Here is an 18,168-nt window from a genome sequence, read left to right as displayed (position 1 = left end):
GTACTACCCAGTAGTACATTGATGGAAAAGGGAGATCGCCAATGTCTGTCAAAGCTTCCGTTTCCATCTCCAATCAACAAGATAATTTCGCCCGCAAACTTGTCGAGGAGGGTCGGTATGCAAGCCTGAGCGCTGTCGTTCAGCGCGGCCTGGAGCTTGTGCGCGAAGAGACCGAATTGAAGGATGCCGAGCTTGCGGTACTGAAGATACTGCTGGATCGCCGCGCCGAAGGCAAGTTTGTGACAATGGAGGAGAGCCATAGACGCGTTGAAGCGATGATCGCGGCGAAGAGAAAAACCTATGGCCTATAAGGTCATCCGCTCGGAAGAGGCCGACCACGATCTTGAGCTGATTTTTGACCATCTTGTCGAATCCTACCTGGCCTTCGGCGATCCTTTGCGGGATGCGTTCGACAGGGCAATCAAGCGCATTGCAGCGGTCGAGACCGACATGGAAGCCTTGTCGCTTGCGCCTTATCAAGGAACGCTGCGTGGCGAACTCAGACCGAGCTTGCGCCACGTTACGAAAAACCAGGCAGTCTTCTATTTTGAAATTGATGAGGCCGATCTCAACATCCGGATCCTCGCAGTCTTTTACGGCCGCCAAGACCACCAACGCCATATGCTGACGCGCTTGGGAATGTCTTAAGCGTGCATCAGCCATTTGCACCTACTCAAACTCCATGATCAACTCGTCGACCGCCAGGCTTTGGCCCTGGCTCGCGGCAACGTGCTTGACGATGCCCTTCCTCTCCGCCTTCAGCACGTTTTCCATCTTCATCGCCTCGACGGTGGCCAGCGTCTGGCCGGCTTCGACGGCGTCGCCGGCTTTCACCGAGACGGAGGTGATGACGCCGGGCATGGGGCAGAGCAGCATTCTCGAAGTGTCCGGCGGCAGTTTTTTCGGCATCAGGCGGGCGAGTTCGGCAACGCGGGGCGAACGGACGCGGGCGGTTACATCCATGCCCCGCCAGCGCAGCCGGATGGCCGAGCCGAGGAGATTGACCTTGACGCCCATGGTCTCGCCGCCGACCTGGAAGCGGGCGTGTTGCAGGCCCGGAAGCCAGCCGCCGGCGACGGAAAGCTGCGTTCCGTCGGCAAAGCGGACGCTGGCGCCGTCAGGCCCGGTTTCGAGCGCGACATCCTCCTCGAAGCCGGCGAGCGTCACCACCCAGTCCTTGCCGATCACCCGGCGATGATTGCCGATCGTGCCGGAAATCTGCACCGCGCGCTCCTGCAGGGCCTGATTGACCAGGACGGCGATGGCGGCGAGCTTCTTTGCCGCCACCTCGTCCGGATGCACACCGGAAAAGCCTTCCGGGAACTCTTCGGCGATGAAGGCGGTGGTGATGTTTCCGGAGCGGAATCGGCCATGCCCCATGACGGCCGACAGGAAAGGCAGGTTATGGCCGATGCCATCCACCTCGAAATCGTCGAGCGCCTTGCCCATTGCGTCGATCGCCGTCAGACGATCAGGCGCCCAGGTGCAGAGTTTTGCGATCATCGGGTCGTAATACATGGAGATCTCGCCGCCTTCGAAGACGCCGGTATCGTTGCGCACCACGGTATCGTCGTCCTGCCGGCCCTCGGCGGGCGGGCGGTAGCGGGTCAGCCGGCCGATCGAGGGCAGGAAATTGCGGTAGGGATCCTCAGCGTATAGCCGGCTTTCGATCGCCCAGCCATTCAGCTTGACGTCGTCCTGACTGAGCGACAGTTTCTCGCCTGACGCAACGCGGATCATCTGTTCGACGAGATCGATGCCGGTGACGAGTTCGGTCACCGGATGCTCGACCTGCAGGCGGGTGTTCATCTCGAGGAAATAGAAATTTCTGGCGCCGTCGACGATGAACTCCACCGTGCCGGCCGAGAAATAACCGACGGCTTTCGCGAGTGCCACCGCCTGTTCGCCCATGGCCTTGCGCGTTGCCGCGTCGAGGAAGGGCGACGGTGCCTCCTCGATGACCTTCTGGTTGCGGCGCTGTATCGAGCATTCACGCTCGCCGAGATAGAGCGTGGTGCCGTGTTGATCGCCGAGCACCTGGATTTCGATATGGCGCGGTTGGTCGACGAACTTTTCGATGAAGATGCGGTCGTCGCCGAACGAGTTCTTCGCCTCGTTGCGGGAGGACTGGAAACCCTCGCGCGCTTCAGCATCGTTCCAGGCGATGCGCATGCCCTTGCCACCGCCGCCGGCAGAAGCCTTGATCATCACAGGATAACCGATCGAGGCGGAGATTTTTACCGCCTCTTCGGCATCCTCGATCAGGCCCATATGGCCGGGAACGGTGGAGACGCCGGCTTCGGCAGCGATCTTCTTCGAGGTGATCTTGTCGCCCATCGCCTGGATGGCTTTGACCGGGGGGCCGATGAAGGCGACGCCTGCCTTTTCCAGCGCCTGCGCAAACGCAGCGTTTTCCGACAGGAACCCATAACCGGGGTGCACGGCATCGGCACCGGTCTTCCTGATTGCCTCGAGTATCCTGTCGATGGCGATATAGGATTGGCTGGACGGCGCCGGGCCTATATGCACCGCCTCGTCGGCCATCCGTACATGCAGCGCCTCGGCATCCGCGTCCGAATAGACGGCGACCGTCGCAATGCCCATCTTTTTTGCGGTCTTGATGACCCGGCAGGCGATCTCGCCACGGTTGGCGATGAGGATTTTCTTAAACGCCGCCATCAAACCTCCAGAACGTCTTCGAAAGCCTGGGGAAAGTTTTTCCGCGCCAGGCTCTCGTTGATACGCAACATCGCCTGGTAGGAGGCGGGGTCGAACGCGCGTTCGGCCGGGATCACTTCCCGCCCCAGCAAACGCGACAAGCGTTCGCCATCGAGATTGCCGCGCTCAAAGGGTTCCGCTCCGAAATAATGCCAAAGGGAATGCATGAAGGCGGTATCGGCCAGGGCGACCGTCTGATCCCGGCTGGGATGGCGCGGCCATTGTCCCAGCACCGTCACCTTGGGATTCGCCCGGCGAATGGTGAACTGCCACTGCGTTCCAGTTAAACCCGACGGAAAGCCACGATGTTTGGTCATTTCGGGGATTTTGGGCATCATGGTCTCCTGCGGTATTTCATGGCTGCGGCCGCTCTTGTAACAGCGGGCATTACAACGGGATCGTGTCGTGTTTTTTCCAATGCGTCGTTACCTGCTTGTTGCGCAGCGAGGCAAACGCCCGGGCGATGCGGCGGCGGGACGAATGGGGCATGATCACCTCGTCGATGAAGCCTCGCTCGGCCGCCACGAACGGGTTGGCGAAACGCTCCTCATATTCCTTCGTCCGTGCCGCGATCTTGTCCGCGTCGCCGAGTTCGGAGCGATAGAGGATCTCGGTTGCGCCCTTGGCGCCCATCACAGCGATTTCGGCTGTCGGCCAAGCATAGTTGAAGTCGGCGCCGATATGCTTCGAAGCCATGACATCATAGGCGCCGCCATAGGCTTTTCGGGTGATCAGCGTGACCATCGGGACGGTCGCTTCGGAATAGGCAAAGAGAAGCTTGGCACCATGCTTGATGACGCCGCCATATTCCTGGGCAACGCCGGGGAGAAAGCCCGGAACATCGACGAGCGTCAGGATCGGGATCGAGAAAGCGTCGCAGAAGCGCACGAAGCGTGCCGCCTTGCGGGAACTGTCGATGTCCAGGCACCCGGCCAGCACCATCGGCTGGTTGGCGACGACGCCGACCGTCTGACCTTCGAGGCGGATGAAGCCGGTGATGATGTTTCGCGCATAGGCTTCCTGAATCTCGAAGAAATCGCCCTCGTCGGCGATCGCATAGATCAGTTCCTTCATGTCGTAGGGTTTTGCTGCGCTATCCGGGATCAGGCTGTCGAGGCGGCTCTCGACGCGGGCAGGATCGTCGTGGAAGGGCCGGACCGGGGGCTTTTCGCGATTGTTCAGGGGCAGGAAATCGAAGAGCTGGCGGACGGCTTCGAGCGCCTCGATGTCATTCTCGAAGGCGGCATCGGCGACCGAGGATTTTTTCGTGTGGGTGCCCGCGCCGCCGAGTTCTTCGGCGGTGACGATCTCGTTGGTGACGGTCTTCACCACGTCCGGACCTGTGACGAACATGTAGGATGAATCGCGCACCATAAAAATGAAGTCGGTCATGGCCGGCGAATAGACCGCGCCGCCAGCGCAGGGGCCCATGATGACGGAAATCTGCGGCACGACGCCTGACGCCTCGGCATTACGGCGAAAAACTTCGGCATAGCCGGCAAGCGAGGAAACGCCTTCCTGAATACGGGCGCCGCCACTGTCGTTCAGGCCGATCACCGGGGCGCCGACACGCACCGCCATATCCATGATCTTGCAGATTTTTTGCGCATGGGTCTCGGAGAGCGAGCCGCCGAGAACGGTAAAGTCCTGGGAGAAGACATAGACCTGGCGGCCGTTGATCGTCCCCCAGCCGGTGACGACGCCGTCGCCCGCGACCTTTTGGCTATCCATGCCGAAATCCACCGCACGGTGGGTCACGTACATGTCGAACTCCTCGAACGAGCCCTCGTCGAGCAGGACCTCGATGCGTTCACGCGCCGTCAGCTTGCCCTTGGCATGCTGCGCCTCGATACGCTTGCTCCCACCGCCAAGCCTTGCCTCCGCACGGCGTTTTTCGACTTCACCCAGAACTGCCCGCATGTCTGCTCCCGGTATTCCATTAGGCATTACTTAGCGTCTTGCGCCCCGACGGGAAACCGCGGAACGCGCATCTATACGAATTGATAAGAGCGTGAACCGGAAAATGCAAAACGCCGGAAAACATACGACGGCAATTAGAGCGCGGTTTCGCCCGAATTCGTCTTGATGATGTTGATGAAGGCCTCGGCCGTCCAGGACAGCGGCGCGCCGGGCATGGTGATGATCCCGTAATCGGCGATCTTGTCCGGCACGAAGGGCCGCATGGCGAGCGCATCGCTGCGAAAGAATTCGGCGATCAGCGACGGCACGATGGCGATGCCGAGGCCCTGGGCTGCACAGGCGCAGGCCGTTTCGACCGAATGGACTTCGAGGCTGCAGCGGTAGGTCGGCACCATACGGCGCAGTTCGTGTTCCAGTTCGTTGCGGTTGACGCGCTGTCGACCGAGCAGGATCAGGTCGTTGCGGGCGAGATCGTTGACATCAATCGCCTGCTTGGCGGCCAGCGGATGGCCGGCCGGCATCACGCAGGTCGTGCCGCTGGCAAAGAGCGGGCGGGCGTCGAAGGAATGTTCCTCCGGCGGCAGTCGAACGAAGCCGAGATCGGCGACGCGGCCGCGCACCATCCGCTCGATCGCATCATAGGGGCCGCTCAGGATTTCCACCGTGACGCGCGGATGATCGGCCTTGAAGCGGGCGAGGATCGGCGGCAGCATGGTGGTCGCGAGGCTGTGCGGGAAGGCGACCCGGATCAGTGCCTCGCCGAAGGCGCCGGAGCGCACGTCGCCGACCTTGACGCGCAGCCGGGCGACGCTCTCGGCGACATCATCCACCTCGTCGACCAGGAGATGCGCTTCCGGCCGCGGGATCAGACGGCCCTTGTCGCGCAGGAAAAGTTCGCGCCCGATCTCCTCTTCCAGCGACGCGAGCTGGCGGCTGATCGCCGACTGCGACAGGCCGAGCTGGGCGGCGGCTGCCATCGTCGAGCCGGTATCCATGATCGTCTTGAAGATTTCGAGCTGCTTGAAATTCATGTCGCGATCCTACGGAAGGCGGCGGCGAACACAAGCAAAGACATCGAACAAGGTTTCCACGCGCAAAACGCATAGGACCATGCGTTCCGCGCATAATATTGCGCATCCTTCCCGGACCGCTATCGTCTGCGTCAACAAAGAGAAAAAGGGAACGTCTTTCATGGAAATTCTCTGTCCCTGCGGGACGAAGGATAAGCGGGAGCGCATGCTATGACGGTTTTCGTCATCCGCCGCTTCCTGCAGAGCATCGCCGTCCTCATCGTGACCGCGGTCATCGTCTTCATCGGCATCTACGCGATCGGCGACCCGGCCGAAATGCTGATCGCTCCGGATGCGAGCCCTGCGGAACGCGCCCAGGTGGTCGCCTCGCTCGGCCTCGACAAGCCGCTCTGGGAACAGTTCTTCACCTTCGCCTGGAATGCGCTGCATGGGGACCTCGGCCGTTCCTTCGTCTTCAACCGTCCGTCCATCAGCCTGATCTTCGAACGCCTGCCGGCGACGCTGGAGCTGACGCTGACCGGCCTCGTCTTCGCGCTGCTGCTCGGCATTCCGCTCGGCCTGCTGTCCGGCCTGAAGCCGAACAGCGCCACCGACGAAGTGATCATGACCGGCTCTATCTTCGGCTTCTCGTTGCCGAGCTTCTGGCAGGGCATGATGCTGATCATGATCTTCTCCGTCTGGCTCGGCTGGCTGCCCTCCACCGGACGCGGCCAGATGGGCGAATTTCTTGGGCTCCATTCAAGCCTCTTCACGCTGGACGGCCTGACGCATCTCATCCTGCCGGCAATCAACCTGTCGCTGTTCAAGCTCTCTCTGGTCATCCGCCTCACCCGCACCGGGGTGCGCGAGACCATGCCGCTCGATTTCGTCAAGTTCGCGCGCGCCAAGGGCATTTCCGAACGGCGCATCGTCTTCGTGCATGTGTTCAAGAACATCCTGATCCCGCTGATCACCGTGATCGGCCTGGAACTCGGCAGCATGCTCGCCTTTGCGGTGGTGACGGAGACGATCTTCGCCTGGCCGGGGATCGGCAAGCTTTTGATCGACAGCATCATGCGGCTCGACCGGCCTGTCGTGGTCGCCTACCTGCTGGTCATCGTCAGCCTGTTCATCTTCATCAATTTCGTCGTCGACGTGCTCTATTCGCTCGTCGATCCCCGCGTCCGGCTGGGAGGCGCTCAATGACCGTTCGAGCCCTTTTTGCTGAAGACATGCTGCTCGGCAGACTGTTTACCGGCATCGGCCGCAGCCCGAAGGCGGTCGTTGCCGCCGTCGTCTGCATCATCCTGCTGTTTGCCGCAGTCATCGGGCCCTATCTGACACCCCAGAACCCGTTCGATCTCGCGGTCCTGGACATCCTCGATTCCAAGCTGCCGCCCGGCTCGCAGAGCATGGACGGCATGAACTACTGGCTCGGCACCGACGGCCAGGGCCGCGACATGTTTTCGGCGATGATCTACGGCCTGCGCACCAGCCTCGGCGTCGGTGTGTTTTCCGGTCTCGTGGCCTTGATCGTCGGCACCGTGCTTGGCCTGATCGCCGCTTATTTCGGCGGGCGCATCGACACGTTGATCATGCGTATCGTCGATCTGATGCTCGGCTTTCCGACCATTCTCGTGGCCCTGATGCTGCTGGCGCTTCTCGGCCAGGGGCTCTGGAAGGTCATCTTCGCGCTGATCCTCGTGCAGTGGGCGACATTTGCCCGCGCCGTCAGGAGCGCCGCCCTTGTCGAAAAGAACAAGGACTATGTCGAGGCCGCGGTGACGCTCGGCATCGGCACGCCGCGTATCCTGATCGGCCATATCCTCCCCAACTGCCTGCCGCCGTTGATCGTCATCGGCATGCTGCAGGTGGCGAACGCCATCTCGGCGGAAGCGACACTTTCCTTCCTTGGTATCGGCCTGCCGATCACCGAGCCGTCGCTCGGGCTTTTGATCGCCAACGGCTATCAGCTTCTGATGTCCGGCGAATACTGGATCAGCGTCTATCCGGGCGTGCTGCTGCTCGTGCTGGTGTTCTCGATCAATATCGTTGGCGATCGGCTGCGCGAAGTCCTAAATCCCCGACTTGGTGAAAGGTGAGCGCGATGACACCCGTCCTCGAAGTCAAGAACCTTTCCACCCATTTCATGACCCGCCGCGGCGTGCTGAAGGCCGTCGACGACGTGAGCTTCACGGTCGGCCAACGCGAGATCGTCGGCCTGGTGGGGGAATCCGGTTCCGGCAAGTCGATCACCGGCTTCTCGATCCTCGGCCTCGTCGATCCGCCCGGCCGGGTGGTGAGCGGCCAGATCCTGTTCAACGGCGAAGACCTGCTGACGAAATCGCCGACAGCGATGCGGGCCATCCGTGGCAAACGCATCGCGATGATCTTCCAGGATCCGATGATGACGCTGAACCCGGTTCTCTCGGTGGCCACCCAGATGATCGAGACCGTGCAGGCGCATGACCGGGTTTCACGCGCAGAAGCCCGTGCCCGGTCTCGCGATGCGCTCGGCCTCGTCGRCATTCCCTCTCCGGAGGAGCGGCTGGATTCCTATCCGCACCAATTTTCCGGGGGCATGCGCCAGCGCGTGGCAATTGCGATTGCGCTGCTGCACCGGCCGGACCTGATCATCGCCGACGAACCGACGACGGCGCTCGACGTGACGATCCAGTCGCAGATCCTGTTCGAGATCAAACGGCTGGCCGGCGAGTTCGGCATGGCGCTGATCTGGATCAGCCACGATCTCGGCGTCGTCGCGGCGCTCGCGGACCGGATCATGGTCATGTATGCGGGCCGCATCGTCGAGGCGGGACAGGTCGATGGGGTGCTCACCGCGCCACGCCATCCCTACACGTCCGGCCTGCTCAGCGCCGTGCCTGCGGCGGTGCCGCGCGGGGAACCGCTTCGGCCGATCCCCGGTTTCGCGCCCTCGCCGCTGTCGCGCCCTTCCGGCTGCGCCTTCCGCGACCGCTGCGCCCGGGCCACCGATGTCTGCGCCACTGAGCCTATGCTGGAAATCGCCGCCGATCGCGAGTTCCGCTGTTTCCACCCCCATCTCTGGAGCGCCGCATGACAAACCCGCTCGTGGAAACCGTACCGCTCATAGAAGCCGTGGACGTCAGCCGGCGTTTTTCCCGCAAGCTCGATTATGCGGAGAAGATCGCCAACCTGTTCGGAGCGGGTCTCGAGGAAAAGACCGTACATGCGGTCGACGAGGTCAATCTCGCCGTTTATCCGGGCGAGGTGGTCGGCCTCGTCGGTGAGTCCGGTTGCGGGAAGTCGACGCTCGGGCGGGTGATGGCCGGCATCATGCCGGCGAGCGGCGGCGAGGTGCGGTGGAAGGGCCGACCGCTGACATCGCTGCAGGGCGATGACAAACGCGCCATGCGGCTTTCCGCCCAGATGATCTTCCAGGATCCGATGTCGACGCTCAATCCGCGCAAGCGGGTGATCGACCTGATCGGCGAGGCGCCGAAAGTGCACGGCATCGTCAAGGGCCGGGAGATGCGCGACTACGTCGCCACGCTCGCGGAGCGGGTCGGCCTCGATCCGTCCTATCTCGACCGTTTCCCGCACCAGTTTTCCGGCGGCCAGCGGCAGCGCATCGGCATTGCCCGGGCGCTGGCGGTAAAGCCCAAACTGCTCGTCTGCGACGAATCGGTCGCCGCGCTCGACGTGTCGATCCAGGCGCAGATCCTCAACCTGTTCATGGACCTGAAACGGGAATTCGGGCTGACCTACCTGTTCATCAGCCACGACCTCGGCGTCGTGAAACACATCTGCGATCGGGTGGTCGTCATGTATCTCGGCCGCGTGGTGGAAAGCGCCACGCCGGACGAGCTCTTCGATAATCCGAAACATCCCTATACCCAGGCACTGATCCGCGAACTGCCGTCGGTCACCGACCGCCGCCGGGTATTCACGCCGATCAAAGGCGAGATCCCCTCGCCGCTCCATCCGCCACCTGGATGTCATTTCCACCCCCGCTGTCCAATGGCTTTCGACCGCTGCCGCGTTGAACGGCCGGTCTTGAAGGAAAACGCCGCAGGCCATGTCAGCGCCTGCCACCTGAACGATCTTGCCGCCCATCAGGCAACACATGCGACGGCCGAACCGGTCATCTAAAAAGGAAGGGAACGAACATAATGAAACCGATGAAATTTTTCCTGGCCGGGGTTGCGGCCTCGGTCCTCGCGCTGAGCTCGGCTCAGGCCGCGAACCTGATACTCGGCAGCGCCACCGAGCCCTCGGCGATCGATCCGCAGTTTTCGCGCACCGGCAACAACCAGAACATTGCCATGCAGGTCTTCGACCGCCTGGTGCAGACCGACCCGGCAATCAATGTCGAGCCGGCGCTTGCCGTCTCCTGGACAAATGTCGATCCGCTGACCTGGCAGATCAAACTGCGCGACGGCGTCAAGTTCCATGACGGCAACCCGCTGACATCGGAGGACGTGATCTTTTCGCTCACCCGTGCCAAGGACATCCCGAACAGCCCGGCGCCGTTTTCCGGCAATGTCGGGGCAATCGACAGCATGAAGGCGATTGACAACCTGACTGTCGAATTCAAGACCAAGAAGCCGACGCCCGATTTCATCGAACAGGTGGGTTTCGTCTACATCGTCGAGAAGAAGGTCGCGGAAGGCGCCTCGATCGAGGACTTCAACAGCGGCAAGGCGGCGATCGGCACCGGTGCCTACAAGTTCAAGTCCTGGACGCCGGGCGACAACCTGCAGCTCATCCGCAACGATGCCTTCTGGGGCAAGAAACAGGATTTCGAAAACGTCACGATCAAATTCATCTCCAACGATGCATCGCGCGTAGCCGCGCTTCGCTCCGGCGCAGTCGACCTGATCGACGCCGTGCCGCCGGGCGATGTGAAGACCCTCCAGGGAATCTCCGGCCTCAAGGTCTTCTCGATCGCCTCGGCCCGCATGATCTACCTCGCGCTCGACAGCGCCCGCGACAAGAGCCCCTTCATCACCGACAAAGAGGGCAAGCCGCTCGACAAGAACCCGCTGAAGGACGTCAAGGTCCGCCAGGCGCTCTCGGAACTGGTCAACCGCCAGCTGATCATCGACCGCATTCTCGACGGCTCGGCCGAAGCCGCTGGCCAGTTGGTGCCAAACGGCGTCGCCGGCAACGATCCGTCGATCAAGGCCCCCGCCATGAACGCCGAGGACGCCAAGAAACTGCTGGCGGAAGCCGGCTACAAGGACGGGTTCGGCATCACCATCCACACCTCCAACGACCGTTTCCCGGGCGACTCGGAAGTGGCGCAGGCCCTCGGCCAGATGTTTGCGCGCGGCGGCCTGAAGGTGAACGGCGTCGTCGCCCAGCCCTATAACGTCTACACCAAGGGCGCCGGAGCCGGCGAATTCTCCGCCTTCATCTTCTCGCTCGGCAACTCTACTCCGACCTCGGCAACCGGTCTTCGCAACCTGCTGATGACGGCCAACAAAGATGCCGGTACCGGCTCGTTCAACCGGACGAAATATTCGAACCCGGCCTTTGACGATGCGATGCGTACCGCCACCGCCGAATTCGACGTCAAGAAGCGCGTGGAGCTGCTGCAGAAGGCAACCAAGATGGTGTTCGCCGACGTGCCGGTCATCCCGCTCTACTGGCAGAAGGTTCACTGGGCCGGCAAGGCGAATGTCTCCTATGTCGCCAACATGACGGAAGACACCAGCGCGACGCTTGCCGGCATCGCCAAGTAGGCCTGGTCTTTGCTGCGGCCCCTCTTTCCGGAGCCGCAACATCCTGGGCCGGCCTGACGTGTGGTGGGGCCGGCCCGGGTATTGATTTGCCAATTTTGAGGATATGGACATGGATACCCTGACGCCATCGCGCTTCGAGGTGATTGCTGACGACGTGATCGTCGAACGCGATGTGATGGTGACGATGCGCGACGGCATAAAGCTCGCGACCGACGTCTACCGGCCGGCCAAGGGCGGCAAGGCGATCAAAGGCCGGCTTCCGGCGATCATGGAACGCACGCCCTACGGCAAGGCGGAACGTTCGCGTTCCGAGATCGAAGTGGGCATGGCGGAGCCGATGAAGCGCCATGAGGTGGCGAGCTATTTCGTCCGGGCCGGATATGCCGTGATCTACCAGGATTGCCGCGGCCGCTACAATTCCGAGGGCGAGTTCAGCAAATACATTTCAGAAGCTGCGGACGGCTACGATACCGCCCGCTGGCTGGTGGAACAGGCCTGGTCGAACGGCCAGTTCGGCACGATGGGCCTTTCCTATGCTGCGCATACGCAGGCCGCACTCGCGTGCCTCAACCCTCCGGGGCTCGCCTGCATGGTGATGGATTCGGGCGGTTTTTCCAACGCCTATCAATGCGGCATCCGCCAGGGCGGCGCATTCGAGCTGAAGCAGGCGACCTGGGCCTACAACCAGGCGATCGGCGAGGGCAATGAGTTCGCCCGTGCAGCGATCGAGGCGGAGGATCTACACGCATGGTTCAACGTCATGCCCTGGAGCGAAGGCAATTCTCCGGTGCGCTGGATGCCGGAATACGAAAGCTACCTGCTCGACCAGTGGCGCAACGGCACGTTCGACGAAAGCTGGCGTCGTGTCGGCCTTTATATGGAGGGTTTCTACGAGACTTTTCCGGAAGTGCCTATCGTGCTGATGTCGAGCTGGTACGACGCCTATGTGAAGTCGACGCTCGACAATTATCGCGGCCTTTCCGGCAAGAACAGCCGACCGCTACAGCTGATCATGGGACCGTGGCTGCACGGCAACCGCAACACGACGCTCGCCGGCGATACATCTTTCGGGCCGACTGCGCCGCTCGGCGGGAACGTCGTGGAAAGCTGGCTATGCTTCCGCCGCAACTGGTTTGACCATTGGCTGAAGGCCAAGGACAATACGGTTGCTCAGGAACCGGTGGTGCGCGCCTTCGTAATGGGCGGCGGGTCCGGCATGCGCAATCCGGACGGGCGCCTGGATCACGGCGGACGCTGGATCGAAGCAAGCGACTGGCCGCTGCCGGGAACGGAATTCCGCAACTATTACATCCATGAGAACGGCTCGCTTTCGACCGAGAAGCCGAAAACGAGTGCCGCGCCCTTCACCTACGATTTCGACCCCAAGAACCCGGTTCCGACCATCGGCGGATCGCTGACAAGCGGCCAGCCGATTTTCGAAGGCGGCGGTTTCGACCAGCGCGAGGGAGAGAAATTCTACGGCTCGAAACATCCGGGCCTGCCACTTTCGGCGCGTGCCGACGTGCTCTCCTTCGAGACAGAGCCGCTCGCCGAAGATGTCGCCGTAGTCGGGCCGATCACGGTCGAGCTCTACGTCTCGTCCGATGCGCCGGACACGGATTTCACCGCGAAACTCGTCGATGTCTATCCGCCGAGCAAGGATTACCCGACCGGGTATGCGCTCAACATCACCGACGGGATTATCCGCTGCCGCTACCGCAATTCCTTCGAAAAGCCTGAACCGATCGTCAAGTGCGAGGTGTTCAAGGTCACGATCGAGCCGTTCGCGACCGCCAACCTGTTCGCCAAGGGCCACCGCATCAGGGTTGATATCTCATCATCCAACTTCCCGAAGTACGATATAAATCCAAATAGCTATGCGCCGGAGGGCCGGGGGCGCACAAGCCAAGTGGCCCGCAACACAGTTTTCTGCGATGGTACGCGTGCATCTGCCATCCGCCTGCCGATCGTCGGTGGAGCGGCAATGGTGGGGCTGAAGCCCATCGCGAAATGAACTAGGCCATGCTGACCGTCGCCGTTACCGGCCAAATCCTGATCCACGGCCCCCTCGACCTCTGTGGCGAGGGGCAGGCCGAGGTTCGGGATTTCCTCGAGGCGGATGTGGCCTTCGGCAATCTCGAAGCGACGGTGGAGACGGCAGGGGCATGGCCGACCAAGACGAAAACGCTGCATCTGGCCTCGGCGGATGCTCTCGTCTCGGTGCGGGAACTCGGCTTTCATGCGGTGACACATGCCAACAACCACGCCTTCGACCTCGGCCCGCCGGGCATCGTATCGACGCGCGCCGCCGTGGAAGCGGCCGGGCTGAAGCTTGCCGGCAGCGGGTCGGATATCGAGCAAGCCGCAGCGCCGGCGATCGTCCCGGGACCTCATAAATCGCTCGCTATCTTCTCCGTCGATCTCGGACCTCAGCCGGACATCAACTACGCCTCGGTCGATCGCAGCGGCATAACACCCTTGCGGATGAGGCGGACGGTAACCGCGCCGCCTGCGGAATTCGAGACGCTCAAACGGATCGTCGGGACGCTCGGTGACGACAAGCGCGGCGCGGCGCGTGCTGCGGTCGGTTATGACCTCGGCGAACGCCCGGAGCTGGACGTCTTCGGTACGCCCGTCGTTGCCGGCGATGCGATCGGCGCCCGCTGGACTGCCGACGAAAAGGACATGCAGCGGCTCGTCGACGGCGTCGATGCGGCGAAGGCGATCGGCGACCTGGTCGCGGTTGCGATCCACGGCCATCATTGGGATGCGAACTGGAAAACGACGCCCGAGTGGCTGCTCGATCTGTGCCGCGGCCTGATCGACAGCGGCGCGGACCTGGTTCTCGGCACCGGCGCACCGGTCATGCAGCCGATCACCTTTCATCGCGGGCGAGCGATCATCGCCGGTCTCGGCAACTTCGTTTTCCATACGCGGCGGCCGGCGACCTATGACGAAAAAGGTGTCGATGTCTGGCGCAGCGCCGCAATCCGGCTGACGCTTGCCGATGACGGTACGTGCGAGAGACTTGAACTGCTGCCGATTTCCGTCGGCAGGCCGGTGGACCAAGGTCTGCCTCCAGGCCCGGTTCCGCTGCAGGGTTCCGATGCGGACGAGATCAGGGAAAGAGCGCTCGCCGGGCTTCCGGCTGCAGACCGGCAACGCGTCGTCTGATCAACCAAGCTTGCCGGTGAAAATGTAACCGACGCCGCGGACGGCCTTGATCAGCTGGGGGTGCTTGGCATCCGCCTCGATCTTGCGGCGCAACCGGACGATCTGGGCGTCGATCGTGCGGTCGAAGGCGTCGAGCTGCCGTCCCCTTGTCGCATCCATCAGGAAATCGCGCGTCAGCACGCGGCCAGCGTGCTGGACGAAAGCCGCCAGCATGTCGAATTCGCCGGTTGTCAGTTCGACTTCGCCATCTCCTGCAGACAGCAGCTGGCGTCTGGAAAGATTGAGCGTCCATCCTTCGAAACGGACGATCTTCTCCTCGTTCTCCTCCAGCTTCGGCTGAGCCGGCTGGCGCCGCCTGAGGATCGATTTCAGCCGCGCATGCACTTCGCGCAGGTGAAACGGTTTTGCGATGTAATCATCAGCACCGATCTCGATGCCGATGATCCGGTCGACCACGTCGTCGCGGCCGGTCAGCATCATGATCGGAATGTCCGATTGCATCCGGATTTCCCGCGCAAGATCGAAGCCGTCCTGGCCACCGGGAAGCGAGAGGTCGAGAAGGATGATGTCGATCTCCTGCCTTTTCAGCTGAACGCGCATTTCCTGCCCGTCGGACACCGCGCTGACGGCATACCCCTCGCCCTCGAAATATCGCGTCAGCATCTGACGGATTCGAGGGTCGTCGTCGACGACGAGGATATTTGCGGAACTGGCGGGGGATGACATCAACAGGGAACCGGCGTGTTACAGATTGTTACCAATTAGAACCGTCTTTCACACGACTAGCATTCGCGCGTTACCGGGATTCGGTCAACTGCCTCAACCAAACGGATAGGGGCAGTTTCATGTTTGTCACGGATAATGCGAAGACCTTCAACTCGGCAGCAGCAAGACCGCTAGACGAGCCGGACTGCCTGCATTCGCTGTTTGCAAAGCAGCCTGTCGAATATCTCGCGGCCGGCCAGCCCCTCTTTTTCGAAGGTGACGAGGCCAGGCATATTTTCGAAGTCATCGAAGGGAATTTGCGGGTTTTCCGGATCATTTCGGAAGGACGGCGGGTGATTACCGGATTTCTGCACGCCGGCGATATGATCGGCGTTTCGCTCCGGGACAATTATATCTACACCGCAGAGGCCATCACGACGGCGAAAGTCCGTCGGCTGTCGCGCCGACAGTTCGAAGCGGCGATCATCAATTCCGAGAGCCTGAGACCCAAAGTCTTTGCTCGGGTCTGCGACGAAATGGCCGCAGCCCAGGACCAGATGGTGCTCTTGTCGAGCAAGAGCGCGGAGGAACGGATCTGCACGTTCCTGCTGAAATACCTGAAACGTGCGCTGGCCGAAGGCAATGCGCAACCGATCGTCGAACTCTCCATGAGCCGACAGGACATGGCCGACTATCTCGGCCTGACGATCGAGACCGTTTCGCGTACGATCACCAGGCTCATCGGCAAGGGCGTGCTGAATGTTCTGGACCCGGCCGCCCGTCATTCCATAAGAATCGAACGGCCGGGAATGCTTGCGCAACTTGCCGGAGACGACGATGACTGTGGAGACATGCGGCGCGACCTGATCGCTCTCGGCGAGCGACGGCGCCATTAGACGGAATAGACATGATCGGCAATACAGGATCCGAAGCCACGACGGAAAGCCAGCTCGATGCCGTCACTCTTCTTCTCGACGATGCCAATCTCATCGTCCATGGCGTGGACGGCATCATCAGCCGCTGGACGAACGGTTGCGAGCAGCTTTACGGCTGGCGCCGGGAGGAAGCTCTCGGAAAGGTCGTCCACGATCTTCTGGCGACGCAGTTTCCAGAGCCGCTCGACGAGATCCGTCGTCATGTCCAGACCTATCATGCCTGGCAAGGGGAAGTCGTTCATCGGCATCGGAATGGTCACACGGTCGTCGTGGCGAGCCGCTGGGTGGCCGTCAATCCGTCGAGCGACGGGCCTTCGATCATCATTCAAACGAACAACGATATCACCGAGATGAAAAGGGTGCAGAACGATCTTGCCGGACGCGAAGCGCATCTGCGCTCCATTCTGGACACCGTGCCGGAATCGATGATCGTCATCGACGAAGTCGGCTGCATTTCCTCCTTCAGCACCGCAGCCGAGCAGCTGTTCGGCTACTCTTCCGACGAAGTCTGCGGGCAGAATGTCAAGATGCTGATGCCATCCCCCGACCGCGAAGCCCATGACGGGTATATCTCGCGCTACCTCCACACCGGCGAACGCCGGATCATCGGTTACGGCCGCGTCGTGACCGGGCAGCGCAAGGACAAAAGCACATTTCCGATGGAGCTTTCGGTCGGCGAGGCCGTCACCAATGGAAAACGCATTTTTACCGGCTTCGTCCGCGACCTCACCAGCCGCCACAAGATTGAAGAAGAGCTGCGCCAGGCCCAGAAGATGGAAGCGATCGGCCAGCTGACCGGCGGCCTGGCGCACGATTTCAACAATCTTCTCACCGTCATCAGCGGCAATCTCGAAATGATGGAGAACAAGCTCGCGGATGCGGGACTGCTCGAACTGCTGCATGAGGCCCAGGGGGCCGCGGAAGACGGTGCCAAATTGACGGGCCAGCTTCTCGCCTTCGGACGGCGCCAGCCACTCAACCCAAAGCTTGCGGATGTCGGCAACCTCGTGTCCGGCTTCTCGGAACTTCTCAGGCGAACGCTCGGCGAAACGATCGAGCTTCGCACCACTGTGACCGGCGTTTCCAACGAAGCGCTGGTCGATGCATCGCAGCTCCAGAACGCGCTTCTCAACCTGACGCTCAATGCCCGAGACGCGATGCCGCGTGGCGGCAAGCTGTCGATCGAGATCTCCCGCGTCAGGCTGGATGTCGACTATGCGCAGATGTATCCCGATGTCCGCACCGGCGATTTCGTGCTGATTTCCGTTACCGACACGGGCATCGGCATGCCTCCCGACGTCAAGGACAAGGCTTTCGAGCCATTCTTCACCACAAAAGGCCTGGGCGCCGGAACAGGCCTCGGCCTCAGCATGGTTTATGGCTTCGCCAAGCAATCCGGCGGGCACATCCAGCTCTACAGCGAGCCGGGACAGGGCACGAGCGTCAGAATTTTCCTGCCGGTGGCGCACAAGGCGGAGGCGGCGGGTGCGCTTGCCGTCGAGGCTGGCTCGAAGCAAGCCTCCATTCCCGGCGGCACCGAAAAGATCCTCGTCGTCGAGGACGACCCGCGGGTCCGGCGCATCGCCGTGTCCCGGCTGACGCAGCTCGGTTACGGCGTCATCGAGGCCTCGAACGGCCAGGAAGCGCTGGACCAACTCGGCCTGCACGACGGCATCCACCTTCTTTTCACCGATATCGTGATGCCAGGCGGCATGACAGGCGACGAGCTGGCGGCTGAAGTGCGCGCAAGACGGCCCGGCATGAAAGTGCTGTTCACCTCCGGCTACGCCGAGCCGGCGATCGCCGGGCGCGAGCTCGCCCAATCCGGTAGCTGGCTAAGGAAGCCGTATACCGCCAGGGAGCTCGCGGTGCGGCTTCGGGAACTGCTGGACTGAGTAGACTTCAAAAGGCTGCGTCTGCAGCCTTTTACAATCGCTCGAGAAATGCCTGAGTGGCTGACGGCACCCACGTCGAAGCCTG

At 61.9% G+C, this 18,168-nt stretch carries 16 protein-coding genes; 11 read left to right on the top strand and 5 right to left on the bottom strand.

The window, feature by feature from the left end:
• Positions 1-41 precede the first annotated feature (41 nt).
• Positions 42-311 (top strand): ribbon-helix-helix domain-containing protein, encoded by a 270-nt coding sequence (locus AC1D3C_RS26405; RefSeq protein ID WP_477484958.1) that lies wholly within the window; start codon positions 42-44, stop codon positions 309-311.
• The gene (locus AC1D3C_RS26400; protein WP_477484957.1) at positions 301-648 is read left to right on the top strand and encodes a type II toxin-antitoxin system RelE/ParE family toxin; all 348 of its coding nucleotides are present in this window, start codon (positions 301-303) and stop codon (positions 646-648) included. The genes AC1D3C_RS26405 and AC1D3C_RS26400 overlap by 11 nt, the downstream gene beginning before the upstream one ends.
• Positions 649-669: 21 nt before the next feature.
• Here AC1D3C_RS26400 and AC1D3C_RS26395 read toward each other — a convergent pair whose 3' ends face one another.
• The 4 genes from AC1D3C_RS26395 to AC1D3C_RS26380 form a co-directional block, all read right to left on the bottom strand.
• The gene (locus tag AC1D3C_RS26395) at positions 670-2,679 is read right to left on the bottom strand and encodes an acetyl-CoA carboxylase biotin carboxylase subunit (protein WP_477484956.1); all 2,010 of its coding nucleotides are present in this window, start codon (positions 2,677-2,679) and stop codon (positions 670-672) included.
• Positions 2,679-3,053, bottom strand: coding sequence for a hypothetical protein (locus AC1D3C_RS26390; RefSeq protein WP_477484980.1), 375 nt, complete (start codon positions 3,051-3,053; stop codon positions 2,679-2,681). Before AC1D3C_RS26390 ends, AC1D3C_RS26395 begins: the two co-directional genes overlap by 1 nt.
• Positions 3,054-3,105: 52 nt before the next feature.
• On the bottom strand, positions 3,106-4,638 hold the full coding sequence (locus tag AC1D3C_RS26385; RefSeq protein WP_477484955.1) for an acyl-CoA carboxylase subunit beta: 1,533 nt from the start codon (positions 4,636-4,638) through the stop codon (positions 3,106-3,108).
• 134 nt (positions 4,639-4,772) lie between these two features.
• Complete coding sequence (locus AC1D3C_RS26380) at positions 4,773-5,669, bottom strand: LysR family transcriptional regulator (protein WP_038591833.1); 897 nt, start codon at positions 5,667-5,669, stop codon at positions 4,773-4,775.
• A 210-nt stretch (positions 5,670-5,879) separates the two neighbouring features.
• On the opposite strand from AC1D3C_RS26380, the gene AC1D3C_RS26375 reads away from it, so the two are divergent.
• The 7 genes from AC1D3C_RS26375 (at position 5,880) to AC1D3C_RS26345 (ending at position 14,548) form a co-directional block, all read left to right on the top strand.
• Positions 5,880-6,854 carry an ABC transporter permease gene (locus AC1D3C_RS26375; RefSeq protein ID WP_038591829.1) on the top strand — a complete coding sequence of 325 codons (975 nt, stop codon included), beginning with the start codon at positions 5,880-5,882 and terminating at the stop codon, positions 6,852-6,854.
• Complete coding sequence (locus AC1D3C_RS26370; RefSeq protein ID WP_477484954.1) at positions 6,851-7,750, top strand: ABC transporter permease; 900 nt, start codon at positions 6,851-6,853, stop codon at positions 7,748-7,750. The genes AC1D3C_RS26375 and AC1D3C_RS26370 overlap by 4 nt, the downstream gene beginning before the upstream one ends.
• 5 nt (positions 7,751-7,755) lie before the next feature.
• Complete coding sequence (locus AC1D3C_RS26365) at positions 7,756-8,727, top strand: ABC transporter ATP-binding protein (protein WP_477484953.1); 972 nt, start codon at positions 7,756-7,758, stop codon at positions 8,725-8,727.
• Entirely contained in the window at positions 8,724-9,779 is a 1,056-nt protein-coding gene (locus AC1D3C_RS26360; RefSeq protein WP_477484952.1) for an ABC transporter ATP-binding protein, read from the top strand. Before AC1D3C_RS26365 ends, AC1D3C_RS26360 begins: the two co-directional genes overlap by 4 nt.
• Positions 9,780-9,799: 20 nt before the next feature.
• The gene (locus tag AC1D3C_RS26355) at positions 9,800-11,374 is read left to right on the top strand and encodes an ABC transporter substrate-binding protein (protein WP_477484951.1); all 1,575 of its coding nucleotides are present in this window, start codon (positions 9,800-9,802) and stop codon (positions 11,372-11,374) included.
• 109 nt (positions 11,375-11,483) lie between these two features.
• Positions 11,484-13,388, top strand: coding sequence for a CocE/NonD family hydrolase (locus tag AC1D3C_RS26350; protein WP_477484950.1), 1,905 nt, complete (start codon positions 11,484-11,486; stop codon positions 13,386-13,388).
• A gap of 8 nt (positions 13,389-13,396) precedes the next feature.
• Positions 13,397-14,548, top strand: a complete 1,152-nt coding sequence (locus tag AC1D3C_RS26345) for a CapA family protein (RefSeq protein WP_477484949.1) — start codon at positions 13,397-13,399, stop codon at positions 14,546-14,548.
• Here AC1D3C_RS26345 and AC1D3C_RS26340 read toward each other — a convergent pair whose 3' ends face one another.
• Positions 14,549-15,274 carry a response regulator gene (locus AC1D3C_RS26340; RefSeq protein WP_477484948.1) on the bottom strand — a complete coding sequence of 242 codons (726 nt, stop codon included), beginning with the start codon at positions 15,272-15,274 and terminating at the stop codon, positions 14,549-14,551. It lies immediately after the preceding gene.
• Positions 15,275-15,393: 119 nt separating this feature from the next.
• Between AC1D3C_RS26340 and AC1D3C_RS26335 the strand changes: the two genes are divergently transcribed.
• Together AC1D3C_RS26335 and AC1D3C_RS26330 are read left to right on the top strand one after the other, a co-directional pair.
• Entirely contained in the window at positions 15,394-16,149 is a 756-nt protein-coding gene (locus AC1D3C_RS26335; protein WP_038547582.1) for a cyclic nucleotide-binding domain-containing protein, read from the top strand.
• Positions 16,150-16,160: 11 nt separating this feature from the next.
• A complete protein-coding gene (locus AC1D3C_RS26330; protein WP_477484947.1) occupies positions 16,161-18,083 on the top strand; it encodes a hybrid sensor histidine kinase/response regulator in 1,923 nt (640 codons plus the stop codon).
• The last annotated feature ends 85 nt before the right edge of the window (positions 18,084-18,168 follow it).

This window comes from Neorhizobium sp. P1_A6 (assembly GCF_056406795.1).
This window is presented reverse-complemented; position numbering and strand designations above follow the sequence as displayed.